Source organism: Pseudanabaena sp. PCC 6802 (genome assembly GCF_000332175.1).
Classification (GTDB): Bacteria; Cyanobacteriota; Cyanobacteriia; order Pseudanabaenales; family Pseudanabaenaceae; genus PCC-6802.
In genome coordinates, this window is record NZ_KB235914.1 from 2,928,848 (window position 1) to 2,950,546 (window position 21,699).

Here is a 21,699-nt window from a genome sequence, read left to right on the forward strand (position 1 = left end):
ACTCCTTAAAGAACAGTATCCATATTATAGTCTCTTTGTTGGAAAGAGTAATAAAGTAGCTACACATTCATAAAACCTGCACAACTTGGTAACAATCACTAAATAATCCTTTCCATACAATATAGGAGGAACACAATGACTGTCTCACGTTCTAGTCCAACCTCATTGAGGAATTTACTCCAAAACGTAGCAAGACAATCAACACTAAAGTTCGTAAGCATTATTGACACTGAGATTCTAGAGCTGAACTCAGAAGCTGCTCTGTTATTCGTGAATTTGAGAGAAGCAGGATCGCACTCTGGATCTGTTGAACGAACCCATGGAGTTATTGTTAAAACGTCTGATGGCGGGATGAATTGGCGGGTCACTCTGGACACTGGAGAGCCAAGTAGTTCTTCCTCTCGCGGGACAGGTTCTTTAATGATGGATGAGTCATTTCTGTTACGGAAAGAATCCAATGACGAGATCAGTAATTTGTGGATTGTGTCACAATGGCAAATAGAGGCAACTTTCCCAACCCTATATTTGACAGTAGATGGAGGAGAAACTTGGCAAGAATCAGGGACTATAGGTCAGTTCTTAGGTTCTAGGGGACATAGTACATTTAATTACGCTGAAGGTCTACGGTTTCGTAATGAAAATGAAGGAGTTGTAATTGCTAGGGCTGAAGATGGAAAAACCAACATATATTTTCTCCAAACCTCAGATGGCGGTAAAACATGGGAAGAAACTTCTGCAGTACCTTCATGGTATTTTGAAGTCAGAAATGCTAGAAATTTATATCGAATGAGAAATAATCGTTTTCAAATCGTCAACAATGAAAGTGAACTTTCCGTTATGAAACTGTTGGATAGCCTCCCAAAAATCCTGAAATGATAATTTAATTAGAAAGACTATCGAGGCAAATGCGATATTCTTTGCAAACAGCTAAAAGCTTTGTCGCAAATAAAATATCTCATAAATTAGTATTAAAACAAAATTATAGATATGCAACTTACCACTAATTTTACGCTTGAAGAATTTACAAGATCGACAACTGCAGATCGTCTGGGAATTGACAATACGCCTAACGCTACAGAGATTGCTAATATTCGCTTATTATGTACGCAAATTCTTCAGCCAGCGCGTTCAGCTCTAGGTCCAATTCAAATATCTTCTGGCTTCCGCTCAGACGCTCTGAATAGAGCTGTTGGCGGTGTATCAGATAGCGCACATAGACTAGGATTCGCAGCAGACGTAGTTCCCGTGAATGTCGGCACATTAGAACTCGCAAAATGGATCAAGAATAATACTTTATTTGATCAAGTTATTCTTGAATTTGGCACACTTGCAAATCCCAACTGGATACATGTTAGTGCAGATCCAAGACAGCGTATGTCTGTTCTCCAAGCGTTTGGAAACCCAACTCAATATCAATCAGTAATTATCTAAGCGATAGTTTTTGCAATAACTTAAAGAGGTAAATTATATGCCGTCCACGCTAACAAATGTTGCGATCGAAAATGCACCAGACAATGCAATTGGGTTTGATGTCAATCATCCGATCTCTAGTGCACAAGCTAAAGCAGCTTTCAAATCTGGTTTTTTGTTTTGTATACGATATGTACCAAGACTTGAACTTAACATTGAACCAGTTGGCGATCCCGATATTACATTTAATGAGGCAAACAGAATTTTGGATTCAGGCTTAGCACTCTTTCTCGTACAACACGTCAGTAATCCTGGCTGGTCTGCAAATGGGATAAAAGGTGCACGTTTTGGCAAAAATGCTGCAATTTATGCCAATGAATGTGGTTTCCCGCGTGGGGTTAATATATTTCTAGATCTAGAGGAAGTGAGTTCAGCTTCATCACCTAGTCAGATTGAGGATTTCTGTAATGAATGGTTTGATGCACTCAGTATATCTGGATATGAGCCTGGAGTTTACGTAGGTTCCAAAAATGGTTTAAATGCCGCACAACTTTTCTCTGGCACTAAGTTTGCGCACTACTGGCATGCAGCATCACAGGCAGATCCCCCAACACCCAGACCTACCGATCGGGGGTATCAAGTCTTTCAACCTCTGCATCTAACATCCACTCAGTTTGGCAAGCTTAATCATGTGTCTTTGATTGATAAAATTGGTTTAGGGGGTACTCATCCAGCATTTGAGATAGATCTAAAAGTAGGATCTGAAGTCATTGAAGATGTTGATCTGGATTTTACTATCACAGACAAAAAAGGTGGGAATGTCAAGTGGATTAGAAGAGTGTAAACCATAGCGATTTTTAAATGACTACGGTACAGGTAAACCGCCTTAAAAGGGAGTTATACTCAAGGCACTTACTCGCTCTGTAGCGAAAACTGTTATATCAAAAGTTTTTTCACGCCATGGAGATCTTCTATTGTATAGCAGGAGATATTATGAGCCAACTTTCCCCAATCACATCCCGCGAATATAAGCTAATCCTGAATTCTTCTCGTTTCAAGCAACGCGAAGAAGGCTGCAACCAATTTTGGGACTTGGTTGAGTTTCTGATTAAATCAAATCAAGGGGATATAGATCCTGGAAAAAGTTCTGATGCCTGGATTACCGAAGAGCGAAAAACATGGTACCTTGATACACCCAGTCTCAGTCTCAGTAGTGAAGGGTTTTTCCTGAGAGTTAGAGAGGAAGAAGGGAAATATAAGATCGCGCTAAAATATCGTTCAGGCGATCGCTATTTATCGGCTGCTCAGGATGTCTCTTCTACTTCTGTGAAAGACAAACCTAAATTTGAGGAAGACATTATTCCTCCTTTTAGTAGCAAATTTTCACGCTCCAACTCAGTTGAACTTCCTAGCCTACCAGAATTGAGCAAAATGTCCCACGTTGTAGATATTTTTCCAGGCTTAAGCAAATTTAAAGATTCGATTCCTGCATTGACACCCATTAAGCGAGTTAACGATTTTATGGCACATGAAATTTGCCTCAAAACACCCAAACGGATTAAGTTTGCTGGTATATCGCCCAAGGTCAAAGCTTGTTTTAGCTTCTGGTATTTACTAGGTAATGCAGATGAGTATCCTCTAATTACCGAATTTTCTTTTGATTATGATGTACCCGAAGATAAACCAAGTGAATTCCCATCTATTGAAGTCATACAGGGAGCCAATCGTTTCTTTAACAATCTGCAAAAAATTTCCGATTGGCTGACTTCTAGCAACTCAACTAAGACAGCTTTTGCTATTGGTCTTTGATCTGTGATGCCATCGCTTGCTTCCAGATTCATCATAGGGGCGATCGCCCCATCCAATATCACTGCATCACCATCGAATAATTCTGTTAAGGAGCGCCTTATGACTAACAGTGCTATAGAGCGATCGCTTTTAGAAAGTCTTCATGCCTACGTGAGACATTTTGAGATACCTAATTCTCGTGACGACCTCCTCGCGATCGCCAGTTCGATTTTAACATTTCAGCAAAAACAAGGAAGCATAGCGATCGATCCCAATCGAGCTGAAGATTTGATTCAGCAAGTAGTCAATCAGTTTAGCGCCACAAGCGTTTCAACTTTACTTGTGGTTCAGCTACAGAAACACTAGCTCAGCAGGCAAGCCAATGGAGAAAGTCATTAGAAAATTTAGTACAGCTACAGTTTGAGGAATAGTCCATGGAAGAAGTTCTAACCGAAAAATCAGTCATCAAGGAACTGCAAGAAGGACTGTTAACGCTTGGATACGATCCTGGTGTAATAGATGGTATTTTGGGAGCACGAACAAGGAATGCACTTATAGAATTACAAAAAGCTAGTGGAGTCCAGGTTGATGAGAGTTCTAACGATTTGGCTAGGCCAGAGATTCGTGAACTACAACGGCAGCTACGTAAGCTTGGATACGATCCTGTTTATATTGATGGTATTTTTGGACCAAAAACAAGAGAAGCACTAATAAAATTCCAAGAAGCAGTTGGCATTGAGGCAAAAGGTATTTTGGATGCTAATACACTTGCCAATCTTCAAGAAGAACTGTCGAATTCCTCTGACAGCAGAACGCGTCTAAAGAAACAAGGCAGTACTCAAATCTATACACTACAAACAGACAAACCTTGGGAGCTACGCTTCGATGCTTTAGTCATTCCGGTTGGCAATTCCGGAGGTTTGGGGAGCTTCGGTCAAAGTATGTCGAAAGCTATAAATGGTTCATACTTGGCAGGAATTATAGAGGAAGAGATTAAGAAACAGAGCCAAACTCATATTGAGCCAAGCAAACCAATTCTTGTGCAAATACCTGCAAGCCTCAATTCTCAGTTATCGAAACTCCAAAGTTTTGAGACTACTGCAAGATCCCTAATTTGTGCAACAGTTGAAGAGAAAGGCCGCAAACAGCATGTCAGTGTTGCTAATGCTGCCAAAGCAGTTGCTGCAACTATAAGTCTAGCAGCAGATCGAGGTATATCCCGTTTGGTAATTCCTCTTTTAGGGACTGGTGTCAATCAACTCAATAAGGACAAAGTTGCTGAGGAAACGCTGGATACAATCATTCGAGAACTTGACGCGAATTCCTCTAAAACGGGGGGGATTAAGGAAATCACAATTGTAGACAGAGAGAATATAATTGAGACTCTTAGGGTTGCTGCAAATCGATTTCGTCAAGAATATTTAGGTCAAAGTCCTAACAACGATCTGCCAGAGGGTGAAGATCTTCTCCAAATAAAAAATGAGGTTTATGCCTTAGCTGAGGTCCTGCTAATGCGTACTTTAGAACCACCCTTGGCAGTTGGAATTTTAGGCAGTTGGGGCAGTGGTAAGTCCTATATCATGCATCTCATGCGACAAAAAATGACCCAAATTCGTAGCAATAGTATTACCACTAAAGAGGCATGGGGAGAATCAGATTGCGAAGATCGATACTCATCTCAAAAGCAAACCTCACCGTATGTTGGACACGTCTACCAAATCACATTTGATGCGTGGACTTATGCTCGGTCAAACCTATGGGCAAGCTTAATGGAAACAATTTTCTTTGAGCTAAATCGTCAACTAACTCTGGAAAAGCAATTAGGTGCAGTAGGAATCGATCCTCTTAGAGGTGGTGAAATTTGGAAAGTACTTAGTGATGGATTAACTGATGAAGAACGGCAGACATTAATTAAAAACGTGCTAGAATCAGAAAAACTTCAAGAATGGGAAAAGATTGCTTCTGACCGTAGCTTGAGCGATCAGCTTTGGACAACTCTTGAAGAAACGAGAAAAAGGGAGAACGAGACCCTAAAAGAAAAAGAAGAGGCTTTAAAGAGGGAACAAGAGAAGCTAATAAAGAGGCAAAATAGTTTGGAAATAGAAATTGCTTTTCAGGTTCAATCCGACCCAGTAGTCAGTATCCTGGAATCTAATTTGAAGATGTTGATGGGAGAAAGTTTTAATCAGTTTCAGGACGAAATTAAGAGATTGACAGGAGGTGAAATTAATCACGAGGATTTATTGTGGGCAAAATCAAAAATTACAACGCTTACACTATCTAAAATACTAACCCCAGGTAGTCTTTGGAAATGGGCAAATCTAAATTGGAAGGGGCTTTTTCTTTTTACAGTGTTTGTTCTGCTATCAATAAGTTTCCCTTTGTTGTTGGGAGTACAGAATAATATAATTTCAAGTTTGCTAACTGCTATGCCAGCTCTGCTACCTGCAACAGCGATTGCAAAAAATTTATTAAACACCTGGCATAAGTGGCATGAATCGATAGAAAAATATCTGGATGATTATGAAAATCAAGTTCTTGAAGCTAGAGAAAAGCGAATTAGGGAAGATCCAGATCTCAAGCTGATTGAGGGCAAAATCAAACAATTGGAGACGCAAGTTGAAGAGCAACGACAGAGAGTCATTACTGCTAATAGAGGTTCGCTAGCAGATTTTGTTAACACTAAGGTTGAGTCAGGTCTTTATGGTAAGAAATTGGGCTTAATGCAGCAAGTGAAAAGCGATCTAGCTAGCCTGGCAGAGCAACTAACTCTCCCAAATAAAGATCGCGTGCCTGCGGCAAGGTTTAATCAAAAAACTGAATTCTTGAGCAAACTCTTTCCGCGAGGGCCAGCAAGGGTTGTACTTTACATTGATGATTTAGATCGCTGCCCACCTCAACGAGTTGTAGAGGTATTAGAGGCAATTCAATTACTGGTAAAGCTCCCTTTATTTGTAGTCGTTCTTGCTATTGATGAGCGCTATATTGCTAGAGCTTTGGAAAAGGTTTATCAGGGTGTTTTATCTCGCAAAGGCAATCCCTCAGGTATTGACTATATTGAGAAAATTATCCAAATCCCCTATCGAGTAAGACCAGTCATGCGTAACGTATTGCAAGGGTATCTTAAATTCTTAATGCAAATAAGCGAAGACGCATCCCATGATAGTAACGATATTTTTAAAGAGGATAAAGATCCTTCCGACCATAAAACTACTGCGGAGGTAACCGATCCGAGACTCCCTAGTTTACCTGTTCTACCTCCAGATGATATTAAGCCGCTACCACGAAAAGTTCTTGAATTCACTAAGGAAGAATTTGATACTGTAAAGCAATGCTGCCAGCAAGTTGAGCTTTCTCCAAGAACTATCAAACGGTTGATCAATGTATATAAACTTTTTAAAATAATTTTGTTTCGATCGAGCCAACTTCAGAGTTTGCAAGAAGATAAGGATGCTAGGACAGTAATTGTTTCTTTCTTGGTTTTATCAGGTCGATATCCAAGCTTGATGAGGGGTATATTTGATAATTTAGAGTTAGCCTTAGAGGAGGATCAATCACAAAACAAAGCGCTCATTGAATACTTCCCAGAAGAACGCGGGTTCAATGGTGATACTTATCTGTCGCGGGAGTGGAGAAGGCTGCGCCATGATGCAAAAATAATGGGATTTGGAGAGCTAAGATTCCAGAAACTTAATGTAGAAATCTTCAATTTAGTGAGATCTTTTTGTTTTATCGGTGATATTGGCTACGACCCAGATGACTTCGCTCAAAATAAGATACCAAACCATTAGCCTTCATACTACTTTTGAAGTGGAGCAGCGATCGCCTGAAGTTAAAGCATGTTTCAGCTTCTGGTATCTACTTGGCAAGGATGACGAATACCCTTTAATTAGTGAGTTTTCATTTGACTATGACTTACCTGAAAATAAGCCAGAAGACTTCCCATCTCCTGAAGCCATACAGGGAGCGAATCTGTTCTTTAACAATCTCCAAAAGTATGCAGATTGGCTGAGTTCCAGCAATTCAACCAGAACTGCCTTTGCCACAGGTCTTTGATCTCTTTTTACACAAGTTCCAATCGTTTTTTACTCATAAGGTTTCAAACTCATGCTTCTTAACGGTTCGCACATAGCAAAATCATTCCCAAAATCTCCTAAAATTCACCACAGCGATCGAAAGATAGGGTTTATTGTTCTTACATCTGTCCTATTGTCAATCGGTGGGTGCGGTATTCAAGATATCATTGCCGTTCAAAACTTTGCTGCGATATCTGCAAAATCGACCGAGAAATTCCCTATCCTGGCTTCTGATTTTTACAAATCTTGTCTTAGAGCTGCAATACTAGACTCTGAAACAATACCAACTAGAAAAGAGCGTGAAGAAAGATGCGCTAAATTCAAGCAACTAGAACCTGGCTTAATTGCAACTCACCGGGTTGTAGAAGCATACATGCTAGCTTTAGGAACTTTAGCTTCCGATAAAACCATTGACTTTGCTTCAGAGTTTGCGAATCTGGGGACGCAGGTTAAAACTCTAAACGTATTAAAACCTGCCCAAACGGATGCTATTACAGGAATTTTGAACTTTTTGGCAAGTGCAGCAACCGATGGTTACCGTCGTGAAAAGCTCAAGGATGCTATTCAAATTAGCAATACCAATCTGCAAATCACTCTTGAGGCACTTAAATCTATAATTGGCGAAGACTACAAGCGGCTAATTAAGATAGAGAGCGACACAATTGATGACTACTACAAGCAAAAAATACTTGAACTTAAGGACAAAGATCCAGTTGCAGCCCTAGCTTTAAGAAATCAGTGGAAAGAGCAGAGCGAAATAATTGATAAAAAATTGAGTGCCGCCGATGACTATGTTGAAATCTTGAACGAGATTGGTAAGGCTCACCAACAGCTATATGACAACCGCAATACTCTAGACTCAGAAAAGATGATTCAAACTATGGTGGGGTATTCCCGCAGACTTCAACCCTTAATTGAAGATTTTGTCAAAGCTTTCTCGTAATAAATTCAGAATAAACCTATGAGCAATACAATAACGCTTGAACAAGCTCGCGAATGCGCAGATCAGCTTGTGGAAATTGCCGAGCAATTGTCAGATTTTAGATTCAAGAATTTTGATACTCTCACTGATGCCCAGCGCAATGAGATCCGTTTGAAAGTATCTTCTCTCAGGCGAATGGCAAGTGACATGACCGCCCTCATCGTGGGACAAACGCTACAGAATCTAACCGAAACTCTCAAGAAAATAACCGAAGCCACAAATGAGGCTGAAAAAGCCATTGAAAGAATAAATGAGGTAAAGAAGGCAATAAATATTGCAGCGTCAGCGATTAAACTCGCCGCCGCAATCATTACACTAAACCCAGCCGCTATTCTTGCAGCAGCTGGCGAGGTGATTTCTGTCAGCAAATAATATTCCTGCAGTTGCTTTCTGCTTGGATTGAGTGGTAATTGTCTTTATTTTGCAACTAGATTTTTATACTATTTAGGAGTCGAATTCCATGTCACGAAAACTTGCGATCGCTATCAGTGGTGCTGTTTCTTTAGGAAGCTACGAAGCAGGAGTAATGTATGAGGTATTAGAGGCAATCGACATGATGAAACCTTAGCTTATGAGAGAGGCTTTTAAACTCCCAACAATTTCTACTTTTGGAAAGATCTTTTACCATTGAAAGGGGATTACAATGACTACAGACTATATTATATTTATTCACGGTGTTAATGTTCGCGACCGAAGGGCTTATGAGATTCAAGCCGATAGAATGTTTCAGAACATTAAAGCCGCAGTTAACAATCCATCGCGAACCTTAAAGCCCGTTATTTTATTCTGGGGAGATATTGCAGCAGATTCAGTTATCACCCTACATGATGGATTAGAGTCATCTTCCAAATGGAAAGAATTTTGGTTTAAAGACCTACGAAATGAACAAGTTTTACCATTTGTGGGTGATGCAGCAATGTACCTCAGCCGATTTGTCAGTTCAAAAATTGTCCAGCAAATTACCACTCAAGCCCTCGATCAAATTGGACTATCGGTCGAAGAACTCAAAAATCCACCTAAAGAAGATCGACTTCATCTTGTTACCCATAGTTGGGGCACCGTCATTTTCTTTGATATCTTATTTGCTTCTCGTTGGGAAGATCCAGAACCCTTGGTTTCGAAAGATACTCGCAATCAGATTGAGCATATACGCCGTGGATTCTTTGGCATCGGTGGCAGTGAAGAAGAAAAGGGGTATGGTATTCCCTTGGCAAGCATTCATACAATGGGTTCTCCTATTGCCCTATTCAATTTAGTTAATATTCAAGGTGCTCGTTCCTTTAACTTCACTCCAAAACTTAAAGAGCTTTTAGCAGCCCTTAAGGATCGGCTGGGGAAACCTCTACTTTGGAAAAACTACGCTCATCCTGGTGACCCCATCGCTTATCCTTTAGAAGGATTGATTCCACTCTTCTTTGCTAAAACTCAAGATCTAGTTCAAGTTGAAGATGTCATGAGTCCAACCAGTTGGATTGGGCAGGCATTTGGACAGTCCATCCTCTCGATCGTTAATGGTGGCACAGCCCACGGAAGCTATTGGACTGAGCGTAAAGTTGCTCAAATGATTGGCAACGTCATTAGATCGACTCAAAATCAACCATAAAGACTGTAGCTCAATCTCAATCTCGGTTATCCAAGCCAATTTTTCTTTCAAAAAGCGTGCCATTAAGAAACTGATGCTTAAAATTACTGTTGGAGATCTCGATATCAACTACCAAATCCAGGGTAAAGGTCCACCGTTACTTATGATTATTGGGCTAAGTTTCAGTCTGCTCGACTGGGGCAAAAAACTCCCCGATCGCCTTGCTCAAAACTATCAACTGATCCTCTTCGATAACCGCGATGCAGGACAAACCAGTCAGTCTACACGCCCATATAGCATTACCGACATGGCAGATGATGCCGCAGGTTTGTTAGATGCTTTGAAAATTCCTAAGGCACATGTGTTTGGAGTCAGTATGGGTGGCGCGATCGCCCAGCAATTTGCCCTAAAATACCCTGACAAGCTAGATAAGCTCATCCTGGGCTGTACGATGGCAGGTGGCTCCTGTAGCCAATATGGGGATATCAGTGGAGTTATGGATGGGAACCTTTTAGAATTACTTTTCACACCAGAATTTATTAAGAGCGATCGCGCCGCACTTGAAGTCTTTCTCAAAGAAACAGCCCCATTTCATAGCAAGGGCGAAGCCTTACAACGGCAACTCCAAGCCTTTGCAACCCACAACACCTGTGATACCTTGCCCAACATTAAAGCCACTACACTTGTTCTTACAGGCGATCGGGATATAGTCATCCCTCCCACAAATAGCAATGTACTGGCTGCCAAAATTCCAAAAGCTAAATTGGAAGTCATTGCAGATGCCGCACATGGATTTTCCTATAGCCATGCAGATACAACGGCTAAACTAATTCTCGATTTTTTACAGTAACCACCCAACATGGAGAAAGCGATTATGAATGACCAACTCAAAGCAATCGAAAACACATTCTTTGCTTACGCTGGAGCCTTTAACAAACTTTACCCAACAGAAGTTGCGCCCTTTTTTCATTTGCCTTCCATGCTCATGACTTCAAGCCAAGTTGTAGTGATGAACAACTCGATTGAAGTGCTTGGTGTCTTTACAGTTCTAATGGATGGATTAAGAAGTAGAAATTTTGCAAAATCTAAAATCATTGGCGATCTCGAAATCAAGCAACTCAGTGATAATCAGGGACAAGTTGTTGGAGTTGCTAAGCGCTTCGACCAAGAAGACAAGGAAATCGAACACTTTGGCTTTACCTATACTCTGCGCAAAGTTGAAGACAAATGGAAGATTATTGTAGGCGTACTACATGAACCTGAACCACTTCCCGAATAATGGTCTAGATTGAAAAGCGCGATCGCTTTTCGATTAGCTGAAATGGGAAGGCGATCGCTTTTTTGCCAATAAATCAGACCGCATTGTCTCTGTTCTAGCGTACTGCTAAAATAGAAGCAGTTAATTCAAGGTTAAGTAAGGTTAAGTGTAGAATGCCAGTTACATTGCCACCAGAACTAGAGCAGTTTATCCAAAGTCAAGTCGCTAGCGGTAAGTATGCCTCTGTTGATGAGGTATTTTTAGCGGGTATTAAGCTATTAGAGGAACGAGAACGCCTTTATCAAGGGCGATTTGAAGAATTACGCCGTGAGGTTTTGGTTGGGGTCGGGGAAGCCGAGCAAGGCAAACTATTAGAGGCAGAAGCGGTAATAAGTGAGTTGCAAGAGAAATTGCGCCAACGCCGCGTTCAGAGCGATCCATGAGCAATTCTTGTAGAATCACACCAACAGCAAGTCGAGACATAGAGAGTATTATGGACTATCTTGCTGAGAAGGTGAGTTTTGAGATGGCAGAGCGTTTTCTTCAGAAGATAACCGAGAAATTTAAATTGCTAGCCAAGTTTCCTCAAATAGGACGAGGGCGAGATGAATTATATCTCGGCTTGCGGAGTCTACCCTTGGAAGAATACCTCATCTTTTATCGTTTAGTGCCTGAGGGAATCGAGGTGATGCGAGTGATGCCTGGCTATCGCGATCTGGGTGCGCTATTTGCTGAAACTGATGAAGGCTAAGCGATCGCTCCTAAATTTCACCAAAGTGCGATCGCTTTTCGATTAGCTTAAATGGGAAGGCGAGCTTGCCTACAGATTCATAGACGTTAAAAAAGATTTGAGGATGACTCAAAGACCTTTAGCAACCAAATAGCCATTGACCGATCCTCGTTAGCCTGCTACACCCTTACTATACTGTTGAGCTACAATCAAGCTACCCTATATAGTTCTGACACTGTGCTAGCTAACATCGATTCACCTGCGGGAACAAATCCAAATTCTTTGCGCCGACCGGAACTACTCGCCCCTGCCGGAGATTGGGATTGTGCGAAAGCGGCAGTCGAGAATGGTGCAGATGCGATTTATTTTGGGCTAGAGCGCTTTAACGCGCGGATGCGGGCGCAAAACTTTACGGAAGCCGATCTGCCCGCATTGATGGAATTCCTGCACCGACGTGGTGTCAAAGGATATCTTACGCTCAATACCTTAATCTTTCCCAAGGAGTTGGAAGCAGCCGATCGCTATCTCAAGACAACGATCGCAGCAGGAGTAGATGCTGTAATCGTCCAGGACATCGGCATTTGTCGATTAATTCGACATCTATCGCCGGATTTTCCCATCCATGCCTCTACTCAAATGACTATTACCAGTGCGGCAGGAGTAGAATTTGCTAAATCCTTGGGTTGCCAGCTAGTCGTTCTGGCGCGTGAATGTTCCCTTCAAGAGATTCGTCAGATTCAAAAGCAAAGCAGCGATCGCCAGGTTTCACTACCGCTCGAAGTATTCGTGCATGGGGCGCTATGCGTTGCCTACTCCGGTCAGTGCTTGACTAGCGAAGCTCTAGGAGGTCGCTCCGCCAATCGCGGTGAGTGCGCCCAAGCTTGCCGAATGCCCTACGACTTAATTGTCGACCGCAAAGTTAAGGATTTGGGCGATCGTAAGTATCTCCTCAGCCCTCAGGATCTGGCAGGCATAGATGTCCTGCCGGAACTCTTGCAAGCTGGCGTTCATTGCCTCAAAATCGAGGGTCGTCTCAAAGCGCCGGAATACGTGGCTAATATCACGCGCATCTATCGTCAAGCTATCGATCGAGTTGTAAATACTCCTGGCACTAGCGAACCGCTTGCGGTTACTCCAGAAGCGAAACAGAGAGAACGATATGAATTAGAAATGTCTTTCTCGCGCGGTCTCTACACGGGTTGGTTTCGCGGCATCCACAATCAAGAACTGGTTCACGGGCGATTTGGTAAAAAGCGCGGTGTCTATCTCGGCACGGTTGCGCGTGTGAGTTGCGAGTTAGGGCATGAGTTCGTGGCATTAGTGACTGAAGCTCCGATCGAACCTGGTGATGGCATTGTGTTCGATCGCGGTCGCCCCGACACAAAAGAAGAAGGCGGGCGCGTCTATACCGTCGAGGCACGCGGTCAGGAAGTTATCCTCACTTTCGGGCAGGGTGCGATTAACTGGCAGCGCGTGGGCGCGGGCGATCGCATCTGGAAAACTAGCGATCCTGCTCTAGAGAAGCAAGTACGCCGCAGCTTTGCCTCAGAGCATCCCCAGTTCCAACGTCCAATCCAGATCGAAATACATGGATGTATTGGGCAATCTCTGGTGGCGATCGCCCATGACGAGATCGGACATATCGTGCAGGTCGAATCCTCTATCCCATTGGTGGAGGCACATGCCAAACCAATGACAACGGAGCGCTTGCAAGAGCAATTCGGACGCTTGGGAAATACTCCTTTTTGCTTGGGGGGATTAGAAAATTATCTCAGCGATCCGGCTATCCTCCCTGTAAGCGAATTGAATCGAATGCGGCGGGATATTGTCTCGCAGTTGGAAGAATTGCGATCGCGCCCCAAGCTTTGGCAGATCGATCCTACCTCTAAGCTAGAGGATTTATTGCCCAAATGCGATAATGGGAACTTAGAAACGCCACAACTAATTGTTTTGACCCGCAATCTGCAACAGTTACAAGCCGCAATCGCTGCGGGGATAGAAACTCTCTATTGTGAATTTGAAGATCCGCGTGCCTATAAAAAAGCAGTGGAATTAGGGCGCAGCGATCGCGCCGTGCCAAATCGCACGATTTGGGTGGCACCGCCGCGTATTGCGAAACCTGGAGAGAATTGGATATTGCAACAAGTTCGTGCCAGTAATGCGGATGGATATTTGGTACGCAATTACGATTGTTTGGAATTTTTTGAAGGCGATCGCTGTATCGGTGACTTCTCTCTGAATGTGGCTAACTCGCTAACGGCAGATTACTTCAAGCAGAGATTTAGCTTGGAACGTCTCACTGCTTCCTACGATCTCAACATCGGACAGCTTGCGGATCTATTACGTACCTGCCCTCCCAACTGGTTTGAAATTACAATCCACCAGCACATGCCGATGTTTCATATGGAGCATTGTGTATTTTGTGCTTTTCTCTCTACTGGCAAAGATTACACTGACTGTGGGCGACCCTGCGAACAACACGAGGTGAAGCTGCGCGATCGCGCTGGAGCGGAACATGTTTTACGAGCGGATGCTGGATGTCGCAATACTGTATTTAACGGCACGGCACAAACTGGTGCGGAATACGTGCAGGATTTGATGGCAATGGGTGCCCGGCATTTCCGCATTGAATTTACGCATGAATCTCCAGAACAGGTCCAACAAACCGTGAAATGCTACCAGCAGCTATTGCACGGTGAAATAACGGGAGCGCAACTTTGGCAGAAATTGAAACTACAAAATCAACTGGGCGTAACGCGAGGTTCTTTCTAATACTAAAGGATCTCGATCGACAGTAGAATCTGGCCAGCAGCGATCGCTTGACCTGTCTGGCAAAGAATCTGTCCCACCTTGCCCGAACTGCTAGCGACTAGCGAAATCTCCATTTTCATGGCTTCTAAAATAATTAAACTTTGCCCTTCTGCGACGATATCTCCCGATTGTACGAGAATTTGCCACACCGTCCCCGCAAAGTCTGCAAGTAAAGCCTCTTGCCCGTCAGGAATTTCTATTTCCGGCGTATCTGGGACGGGATCTGTGGCAAAACTTTCCTGTCGATCGAATTCTCCGGCGATCGCCCAGCGATCGCGTTCTGCCGCAAAAGCCGATTGCTGCTGGGTTTTAAATGTCGCGATCGATTCCGCATTGTTTTGGAGAAATTCTTGATATTGTTTGAGTCGGAAGGTCTGTTCTTCAATCTCTAGCTTAACTTTACCCTGAATTACATCCTCGCGATATCGCAGCAGTTCCTCAGCAGAAACGGGGAAAAAGCGAATTCGATCGAAAAATCGCAATAACCAGGGCTTAGAGAAATCAGCAGTTTGCTTATAGCGATTCCATACAGGCACGGTTCGTCCTACAAACTGATATCCTCCAGGGCCTTCCATCCCATAAATGCAGAGGTAGGCTCCTCCAATCCCCACAGCATTCTCTGGTGTCCAGGTTCGAGCTGGGTTATATTTGGTCGTGACCAGGCGATGGCGGGGATCGATCGGCGTAGCTACGGGCGCGCCCAAATAAACATCGCCTAAGCCGAGGACGAGGTAACTGGCACTAAAAACAATTTCGCGCACTTGTTCGATATCTCTCAATCCATTAATACGGCGAATGAACTCCAGATTGCTAGGGCACCAGGGAGCATTGTCGCGCACGGATTGCATGTACTTCGCGATCGCCAGTTGTGTCGAAGCATCATCCCAGGATAATGGTAAATGCACGACCCGACTGGCTACTTCTACCTCGCTGAGATCTGGTAATTCCTGCTCGGTGGTAGCAAGAATATCGAGCAGCTTTTGTCGCGGTAGCTGACGGCTATCGTAGTGGATTTGCAGCGATCGAATGCCGGGGGTGAGATCGACTATGCCGGGGAGCTTGAGTTCCTGGAGCCAGAGCATGAGGGCATGGACGCGAAACCGCAGATTCAGATCCAGAATCAATGGCCCGTATTCAATTAGTAAATACTTATCTCCAGCTTGACGGTAGGTGACAGCTATTTGCTGCTGCGTTTCGGGAATTTGTTGCAGAACTGGAGAGATGCTTGTAATCTCTGGAAGATTCTCCTTTAAGTTTGTTAGTGTTACTGGCGATCGCTCCGATTTTCTTAGTGTGAAGATTTCCTCCTCTTGGATGCATTCTAGTTCGCTCGCAGTTTCGGGATCGATTGGATAAAAGCGCACCGTATCGCCTGGCTTCATTTGTCCGATCTTCCAGAGTTCCGCCTGCACGATTGTGGCAGGACAGACAAATCCTCCCAAACTCGGGCCATCATGCGCGAGGATAATCGGCATGTCTCCAGTGAAATCAATCGTCCCGATCGCGTAGGCATTATCGTGAATATTCGATGGGTGCAAGCCAGCTTCGCCACCGTTTGCCCTCGCCCATTGCGGTTTCGGCCCAATCAAACGAATACCTGTACGGGCAGAGTTATGGTGTATCGTCCAACGCTGGGAAAATAGCATGGCGATGTCGGAGTTCGTGAAGAAATCCGGTGCTCCATGAGGGCCGTAGAACACAGCTACTTCCCAATCAGAAGTATATTGCGGAATTAGATCGCAAGGAAGAGATAGATGGCTATTAGCATCATTGTCAGTGTTGTCGGTGTTGGTAATATGCAGTACATCGCCTTTGCGTAACGTTCGCCCGCCATGACCGCCGAATTGCCCCAACGTGAATGTCGATCTGCTACCCAAATATTCCGGCACGTCAAATCCATGCCGAATTGCTACATATGTACGATAGCCAGCCCCTTCGATCCCCTTTAGCTTTAACGTGCTGCCTGTTTTGACTGGTATCGCACGCCAATAGGAAACTGGATTCCCATCGAGAGTTGCGCGCATTGCTGCCCCAGTTAGACAAATTGTCGTGTCGCAGTTGAATTTTAGAGTTGGACCCAGCATGGTACATTCCAATGCTGCCGACAATTCAGGATTGCCTAAGATGCGATTGCCCAGTCTAAAAGCCAGGCTGTCCATCGGTCCCGATGGAGGTACGCCGATATCCCAATATCCAACTCGACCAGGATAATCTTGAATAGTAGTAAATGTGCCCGGATCTAACACGTCAATTGTCTGAGGACGATAGATAAATTTACCGAGTAGCCTGGTACTGACCTGACCCCGGACAAAGTCGGGATAGCTAACAACCTGACGCAGATAATCTAAATTAGTCTCAATCCCAGCAATTTTCGATTCCGCTAGAGCGGTTTGCAGCTTCGAGATTGCTTCCACGCGATCGCTGCCATGTACGATTAACTTTGCTAGTAAAGGATCGTAGAAGGGTGTTACTTCAGTGCCGCTCTCAATCCAGCTATCCCAACGCACCCCAGTAGCGAGCTTGACACAGTCGAGCAATCCCGAACTCGGTTGAAACTGCTTATTTGCATCCTCAGCATAGATGCGAACTTGCATAGCATGGCCTTGGGGTTGATGGTGATAGTTATCCAGGAAAGTCCGATCGCCTGCTGCCAGCCGCACCATCCATTCCACCAGATCGACATCGCATACCATCTCCGTTACGCCATGCTCGACTTGCAAGCGAGTATTGACTTCTAGAAAGTAAAACTCCTGCGCATCCACATCGAAAATATATTCAACGGTGCCCGCCGAGCGATAGGCTACGGCTTCTCCCAAGCGCACGGCAGCATCGCACAATACCTGCCTCAGCCGATCGCTAATACCAGGTGCAGGTGTTTCTTCAATTACCTTTTGGTTCCGTCGCTGTGTCGAACAGTCGCGTTCTCCTAGGGCAATAACTTTTCCATTACCATCGCCAAAGATCTGAACTTCAATATGTCTGGCAGTTTGGATATATTTCTCCAGAAAAATACCGCTTTGCTTAAAATTCGCTTCACTTAAATGTTTTACCTTATCGTAAGCTCGCTCTAATTCAGCTTCGTTATCGCAGACCTGCATCCCAATACCACCACCCCCTGCCGTGCTTTTCAGCATTACAGGATAAGCGATCGCTTTGGCAACCTCGCGAGCTTGCTCCACATTTTCCAGCAGATCGCTGCCCGGTAGCATTGACACCTGATTTTGTGCAGCAATTTCCCTTGCGATGTGTTTCAGCCCAAACTGTCGCAATTGCGTCGGAGTGGGGCCGATAAACTGAATTCCCGCGTCCGCGCAAGCTTCGGCGAATTCGGCATTCTCGCTCAAAAAGCCGTAACCGGGATGAATAGCTTTCACTCCCGCAGCTAGAGCAATTTCTAAAAGGCGATCGTAGCGCAGATAACTTTCAGCCGCAGTCATCCCACCCAGGCAAATAGCTTCCTTGGCAAGCGTGACATGTTGAGCGTGAGTATCTGCTTCCGAATACACAGCAACGGAATCGATCCCCAAGCGATCGAGCGTACGAATTACCCGACACGCGATTTCACCGCGATTGGCAACTAAAACTTTGGTAAACATAGAGCGTGATGTAGTGCAGCGCAAGAATTACATTTATCTACGCTGCATCCCAAACAATCAGTCGAATTGGGGTGGGATTGTAAGCGTTACATGGATTATTAATCTGCGGACAGTTGGAGATCAAAACCATGACATCCATCTCAGCCCGTAAATCTATATGTTTCCCAGCTTCCGATATACCATCCACAATCTCCAATGTGCCATCAGCATTCACAGGGACGTTCATATAGAAATTGATGTTGCTGACCAAATCCCGCTTGTTCATTTCATACTTGCTGAGTTCCAACAGGTAGTTTTCCACACAAGCATGCAGGTGTTTTTTGTGCAATCCATAGCGGACGGAGTTACTTTCCATGCTACAGGCTCCGCCCAGCGTGTCGTGCCTGCCGCAGGTGTCGGCAATTACAGTCATCATCACGTTGCCCTCATTGGACATCAATCTAGTGCCCGTGGTGATAAAAATATTCCCTTGCCGAACGACTGTATCAGGTGCGCTATAGCGTTCTGAAGTGTCATCGGCTTTATAGATAATCGTATCTACTGCCTGATTCCCCTGTAAATCGATAATGCGCAGAATCTGACCTTTGCGAATCACCTTCGACCAGGGCTGGCGTGCTGCCAGTTCTTCATCGTAAATCGCATTTGCTGGATTGAGTTCGATTGCTGTTGCCACCATAGCTTATTTCCTCCAAATTAATTATGTAAACGATATCTTTTAATACGGACGTTAGGGGCAGGTTTAGCGAGAAATATTTGATTTTTACCTGTAGGACTTCTACAAAACCTGCCCCTACAATTTTGTCGATCGCGTTTGTACGAAAACTGTCTTACCCTAATGGATTTTTGATAGCGATCGCTCTTCCTACACCTGCGCGAATAATACATCCGTGTTGATAAAGCCGCGTTTGACTTCCTCATTCGCAGTCCGACATAGATCTTCGTCAGATGGAGCAGGCGATTTCCAGACTGTAAGCTGAATCGACTTGGGACGATACACTGTATCGGGGTGCAGTACATGGGGACAATTGGATACGATCGCTAGCACGTTCATTTCAGCCCTCAAATCCACAAAGCTACCAGGCTGTTCGCAGCCGCTGACATATTGCAAGTTTCCCTCAGGAGAAACCGCCACTCGACTGAATAGATTCACGTTGGGCATTAAGTCTTTGCGGGTAAGACCTCGCTTGCTAAGTGCCTTGAGGAAATTATTGCGAGAGTTGTTGTAATCGCTCTCTCCGTATTTATTGTAGGGACCTTGGCCGTACTTAGCCAGATTGCTCGCGGCATTACTACAACCGCAAATCAAATCGTGATAGCCAGAAGTATCTTCAGTGATGGAGAATAGAATCCGCCCCATGTCTGAGTACATCACCATCCCTTTCTTTAAAAAGGCATTGAATTGAATCTTGGCTGTATCGGCTACATTCAAGCGTTCGATAGGGCTGTCGGCATTATAGCAAACGAGCGAAACGCCTTGAGAACCCTCCAGATCGGTGATGCGTAGCGTGTTGCCCCGTTTGATGATTCCATGCCAATAGGCTCCCCCTGGCAGTTTTTCATCTAATAGAACTAATTCGGGGGCGATCGCGGCATTCAGCATTGATGCAACGGTTTGTACCATTAGAAATCTCCATTCTTGCAAGTAGCGGTCATAACAACCAAAGCCCAGGAGCTTATCAACCATCATCAAGTGGGATGGTTTGACTCTCCCGGGCTTTTATCCCGCCGTGTAGCCAATAAACTACTCTTCTAGAAAACAGTTACCGCAATGGAACTTATATTCTTACGAGCAAAATCGGCCCGCTTCTCTTGGACCAGTCACTTAATATTGCACTTGCCTAGTGTTATTAAGCCGGAACCCTAGAAGCACTCCTTTTATTATTGAGCATGCCATAGCGGTTTTCAATTGAGAACGGGTTTCACTGACGGGGTGAAGGGGGGGTACCCCTTCTTGAGGGCAACGCCCCCAAACTCCCTACTCTTTCCGATCTGAAAACCGCTATATTGGTTAGATTTAAGAATATCACTCTTAGATCGTATTTTTTAAGTTACTGAAAATTGTAAGACCGATTTGTAGCCTGAGACACTTTCCGATCGTTTAGAGCATGTATCATGATCGCTAGAATTTATTTCATGTTGTTTAATTACTGTATTTCAGCCAGGTAAAATTTAGCTTCTAGGGTTCCGATTCTCAAACGCAGTTCGAGAACGTCTGGTCCGAGAGAAGCAAGTTGCGAATATTTGGGTAGCCGCTCTAAGAGCCATGCTCTATCGCAATAGCACGGCGGGATAAAAGCCCGGGAGGAACTAGTAGCTTGCTTGCAAGTCGCTGTCCTCGCGGGCTTTTGTTTTCGATTGCTTTACATCAAAGTTGATGATTCTATTTAAATTTAATATTATGAGCCTGCGATCGCGATTATTCAATAATGTTTTTTTGTGCCTAGCTAGCCTGATACTGGTTGTAAGTTGCTCTAATCCAGCCAATCAGGTGGCGACCCAGTCGCCTCAAACTCAAAGCAGCAGTAATTTGGTACGCCTCGGATTTAGTGCTTGGCCTGGATGGTTTCCCTGGCAAGTTGCCCAAGAGCAAAAAATTTTTGCTAGTAAAAATGTGGAAGTGGATTTGAAATGGTTTGATGGCTATTTGGAGTCGATTAATACTCTAACCGCCGGACAAATTGATGCCAATTCCCAAACCCTGAACGATACGATTACTGCGGTGGCTGGTGGCGCAGATCAGGTGGTGGTTCTGGTCAACGATAACTCCACCGGCAATGATAAAATTATTGCGCGAGAAGGTATTAATAGCGTTAGCGATTTAAAAGGAAAGAAGGTAGCAGCAGAAGAAGGTACTGTAGATCACTTCCTATTACTTCTGGGCATGCAAAAAGCAGGGTTGAAGCCTTCCGATATTACCTTTGTGCCATTGGAAACTGGTAAAGCGGCGGCGGCTTTTGTGGCTGGACAGGTGGATGCTGTAGGTGTGTTTGCTCCATTTACAACGCAAGCGCTAAAACGACCTGGTAGCAAGGAACTATTTAGTTCCAAGGACTTCCCTGGCGCAATTCCCGATCACCTTGTCTTCAATCGCAAATTTATCGATGCCCACCCCGATCGCGTTCAATCCATGGTTGATGCGTGGTTTGCTACGCTCGATTACATTAAGGCCAATCCCGAGCGATCGATTGAGATCCTGGCGAAACGAGCCAATGTCAGCGTAGATGAATATAAGGAATACGCCAATGGCACAAAGATTTTTACAATTGAAGAGAATTTGCAGGCATTTCAGCCAGGGAATGATATGTCATCTCTACAGTTTGCGGCAGGACAAATGTCGAAATTCCTCACGCAAGTCGGCCTGACTAAAGCCCAACCCAATCTGGACAAGCTATTCGACGATCGCTTTGTTAAAGCCTATGCTGCTAAAGCGAAGTCTAAATAGGTTTATTGCTTTTCGCTTGAGAAA

19 protein-coding genes and 2 riboswitches are annotated in these 21,699 nt (G+C 44.2%); of the genes, 16 read left to right on the top strand and 3 right to left on the bottom strand.

Annotated elements, in window-relative coordinates; genetic code table 11:
- Window positions 1-135 precede the first annotated feature (135 nt).
- From PSE6802_RS0119190 to PSE6802_RS0119265, 15 genes are all read left to right on the top strand, one after another.
- Window positions 136-876: a WD40/YVTN/BNR-like repeat-containing protein gene (locus tag PSE6802_RS0119190; protein WP_019501663.1), complete on the top strand. Its 741-nt coding sequence runs from the start codon at window positions 136-138 to the stop codon at window positions 874-876.
- A gap of 111 nt (window positions 877-987) precedes the next feature.
- The gene (locus tag PSE6802_RS0119195) at window positions 988-1,431 is read left to right on the top strand and encodes a D-Ala-D-Ala carboxypeptidase family metallohydrolase (protein ID WP_019501664.1); all 444 of its coding nucleotides are present in this window, start codon (window positions 988-990) and stop codon (window positions 1,429-1,431) included.
- A 37-nt stretch (window positions 1,432-1,468) separates the two neighbouring features.
- Window positions 1,469-2,254 (top strand): DUF1906 domain-containing protein, encoded by a 786-nt coding sequence (locus tag PSE6802_RS0119200; RefSeq protein WP_019501665.1) that lies wholly within the window; start codon window positions 1,469-1,471, stop codon window positions 2,252-2,254.
- Window positions 2,255-2,403: 149 nt separating this feature from the next.
- Window positions 2,404-3,219: a hypothetical protein gene (locus PSE6802_RS0119205; protein ID WP_019501666.1), complete on the top strand. Its 816-nt coding sequence runs from the start codon at window positions 2,404-2,406 to the stop codon at window positions 3,217-3,219.
- Window positions 3,220-3,318: 99 nt separating this feature from the next.
- The gene (locus PSE6802_RS29710) at window positions 3,319-3,564 is read left to right on the top strand and encodes a hypothetical protein (protein WP_036945668.1); all 246 of its coding nucleotides are present in this window, start codon (window positions 3,319-3,321) and stop codon (window positions 3,562-3,564) included.
- 68 nt (window positions 3,565-3,632) lie between these two features.
- Window positions 3,633-6,989, top strand: coding sequence for a P-loop NTPase fold protein (locus tag PSE6802_RS0119215; protein WP_019501668.1), 3,357 nt, complete (start codon window positions 3,633-3,635; stop codon window positions 6,987-6,989).
- Window positions 6,955-7,254 carry a hypothetical protein gene (locus PSE6802_RS0119220; RefSeq protein WP_019501669.1) on the top strand — a complete coding sequence of 100 codons (300 nt, stop codon included), beginning with the start codon at window positions 6,955-6,957 and terminating at the stop codon, window positions 7,252-7,254. Before PSE6802_RS0119215 ends, PSE6802_RS0119220 begins: the two co-directional genes overlap by 35 nt.
- Before the next feature lie 51 nt (window positions 7,255-7,305).
- Window positions 7,306-8,217 carry a hypothetical protein gene (locus tag PSE6802_RS0119225; protein WP_019501670.1) on the top strand — a complete coding sequence of 304 codons (912 nt, stop codon included), beginning with the start codon at window positions 7,306-7,308 and terminating at the stop codon, window positions 8,215-8,217.
- 18 nt (window positions 8,218-8,235) lie between these two features.
- Window positions 8,236-8,628 carry a hypothetical protein gene (locus PSE6802_RS0119230; protein ID WP_019501671.1) on the top strand — a complete coding sequence of 131 codons (393 nt, stop codon included), beginning with the start codon at window positions 8,236-8,238 and terminating at the stop codon, window positions 8,626-8,628.
- Between the two features lie 271 nt (window positions 8,629-8,899).
- Entirely contained in the window at window positions 8,900-9,859 is a 960-nt protein-coding gene (locus PSE6802_RS0119240; protein ID WP_019501673.1) for a hypothetical protein, read from the top strand.
- A 73-nt stretch (window positions 9,860-9,932) separates the two neighbouring features.
- Window positions 9,933-10,688 (top strand): alpha/beta fold hydrolase, encoded by a 756-nt coding sequence (locus tag PSE6802_RS0119245; protein WP_156815592.1) that lies wholly within the window; start codon window positions 9,933-9,935, stop codon window positions 10,686-10,688.
- 24 nt (window positions 10,689-10,712) lie between these two features.
- Window positions 10,713-11,117, top strand: a complete 405-nt coding sequence (locus tag PSE6802_RS0119250; RefSeq protein ID WP_019501675.1) for a DUF6841 family protein — start codon at window positions 10,713-10,715, stop codon at window positions 11,115-11,117.
- A 152-nt stretch (window positions 11,118-11,269) separates the two neighbouring features.
- Entirely contained in the window at window positions 11,270-11,539 is a 270-nt protein-coding gene (locus PSE6802_RS0119255) for a type II toxin-antitoxin system ParD family antitoxin (protein ID WP_019501676.1), read from the top strand.
- Window positions 11,536-11,847 carry a type II toxin-antitoxin system RelE/ParE family toxin gene (locus PSE6802_RS0119260; RefSeq protein ID WP_026103409.1) on the top strand — a complete coding sequence of 104 codons (312 nt, stop codon included), beginning with the start codon at window positions 11,536-11,538 and terminating at the stop codon, window positions 11,845-11,847. The genes PSE6802_RS0119255 and PSE6802_RS0119260 overlap by 4 nt, the downstream gene beginning before the upstream one ends.
- A gap of 216 nt (window positions 11,848-12,063) precedes the next feature.
- Window positions 12,064-14,598 carry a U32 family peptidase gene (locus tag PSE6802_RS0119265; protein ID WP_019501678.1) on the top strand — a complete coding sequence of 845 codons (2,535 nt, stop codon included), beginning with the start codon at window positions 12,064-12,066 and terminating at the stop codon, window positions 14,596-14,598.
- A 2-nt stretch (window positions 14,599-14,600) separates the two neighbouring features.
- Here the strand turns inward: PSE6802_RS0119265 and uca are convergent, their stop codons facing one another.
- The 3 genes from uca to PSE6802_RS0119280 form a co-directional block, all read right to left on the bottom strand.
- Window positions 14,601-18,233: an urea carboxylase gene (gene uca, locus PSE6802_RS0119270; RefSeq protein ID WP_019501679.1), complete on the bottom strand. Its 3,633-nt coding sequence runs from the start codon at window positions 18,231-18,233 to the stop codon at window positions 14,601-14,603.
- A 37-nt stretch (window positions 18,234-18,270) separates the two neighbouring features.
- Window positions 18,271-18,909, bottom strand: coding sequence for an urea amidolyase associated protein UAAP2 (locus PSE6802_RS0119275; protein WP_019501680.1), 639 nt, complete (start codon window positions 18,907-18,909; stop codon window positions 18,271-18,273).
- Between the two features lie 186 nt (window positions 18,910-19,095).
- Window positions 19,096-19,854: an urea amidolyase associated protein UAAP1 gene (locus tag PSE6802_RS0119280; protein ID WP_026103410.1), complete on the bottom strand. Its 759-nt coding sequence runs from the start codon at window positions 19,852-19,854 to the stop codon at window positions 19,096-19,098.
- Window positions 19,855-19,937: 83 nt separating this feature from the next.
- Window positions 19,938-20,108: riboswitch (guanidine-I (ykkC/yxkD leader) on the bottom strand.
- 290 nt (window positions 20,109-20,398) lie between these two features.
- A riboswitch (guanidine-I (ykkC/yxkD leader) is annotated at window positions 20,399-20,539 on the top strand.
- 92 nt (window positions 20,540-20,631) lie between these two features.
- Between PSE6802_RS0119280 and PSE6802_RS0119285 the strand changes: the two genes are divergently transcribed.
- Window positions 20,632-21,675, top strand: coding sequence for an ABC transporter substrate-binding protein (locus PSE6802_RS0119285; RefSeq protein WP_026103411.1), 1,044 nt, complete (start codon window positions 20,632-20,634; stop codon window positions 21,673-21,675).
- Window positions 21,676-21,699: the final 24 nt, after the last annotated feature.

Coding starts and splice junctions, on each gene's coding strand:
- PSE6802_RS0119245 (WP_156815592.1), top strand. CDS start 9,933: ATGCTTAAAATTACTGTTGGAGATCTCGATATCAACTACCAAATCCAG.
- PSE6802_RS0119200 (WP_019501665.1), top strand. CDS start 1,469: ATGCCGTCCACGCTAACAAATGTTGCGATCGAAAATGCACCAGACAAT.
- PSE6802_RS0119215 (WP_019501668.1), top strand. CDS start 3,633: ATGGAAGAAGTTCTAACCGAAAAATCAGTCATCAAGGAACTGCAAGAA.
- PSE6802_RS29710 (WP_036945668.1), top strand. CDS start 3,319: ATGACTAACAGTGCTATAGAGCGATCGCTTTTAGAAAGTCTTCATGCC.
- PSE6802_RS0119275 (WP_019501680.1), bottom strand. CDS start 18,909: ATGGTGGCAACAGCAATCGAACTCAATCCAGCAAATGCGATTTACGAT.
- PSE6802_RS0119190 (WP_019501663.1), top strand. CDS start 136: ATGACTGTCTCACGTTCTAGTCCAACCTCATTGAGGAATTTACTCCAA.
- PSE6802_RS0119220 (WP_019501669.1), top strand. CDS start 6,955: ATGACTTCGCTCAAAATAAGATACCAAACCATTAGCCTTCATACTACT.
- PSE6802_RS0119230 (WP_019501671.1), top strand. CDS start 8,236: ATGAGCAATACAATAACGCTTGAACAAGCTCGCGAATGCGCAGATCAG.
- PSE6802_RS0119260 (WP_026103409.1), top strand. CDS start 11,536: ATGAGCAATTCTTGTAGAATCACACCAACAGCAAGTCGAGACATAGAG.
- PSE6802_RS0119280 (WP_026103410.1), bottom strand. CDS start 19,854: ATGGTACAAACCGTTGCATCAATGCTGAATGCCGCGATCGCCCCCGAA.
- PSE6802_RS0119240 (WP_019501673.1), top strand. CDS start 8,900: ATGACTACAGACTATATTATATTTATTCACGGTGTTAATGTTCGCGAC.
- PSE6802_RS0119255 (WP_019501676.1), top strand. CDS start 11,270: ATGCCAGTTACATTGCCACCAGAACTAGAGCAGTTTATCCAAAGTCAA.
- PSE6802_RS0119225 (WP_019501670.1), top strand. CDS start 7,306: ATGCTTCTTAACGGTTCGCACATAGCAAAATCATTCCCAAAATCTCCT.
- PSE6802_RS0119205 (WP_019501666.1), top strand. CDS start 2,404: ATGAGCCAACTTTCCCCAATCACATCCCGCGAATATAAGCTAATCCTG.
- uca (WP_019501679.1), bottom strand. CDS start 18,233: ATGTTTACCAAAGTTTTAGTTGCCAATCGCGGTGAAATCGCGTGTCGG.
- PSE6802_RS0119285 (WP_026103411.1), top strand. CDS start 20,632: ATGAGCCTGCGATCGCGATTATTCAATAATGTTTTTTTGTGCCTAGCT.
- PSE6802_RS0119195 (WP_019501664.1), top strand. CDS start 988: ATGCAACTTACCACTAATTTTACGCTTGAAGAATTTACAAGATCGACA.
- PSE6802_RS0119250 (WP_019501675.1), top strand. CDS start 10,713: ATGAATGACCAACTCAAAGCAATCGAAAACACATTCTTTGCTTACGCT.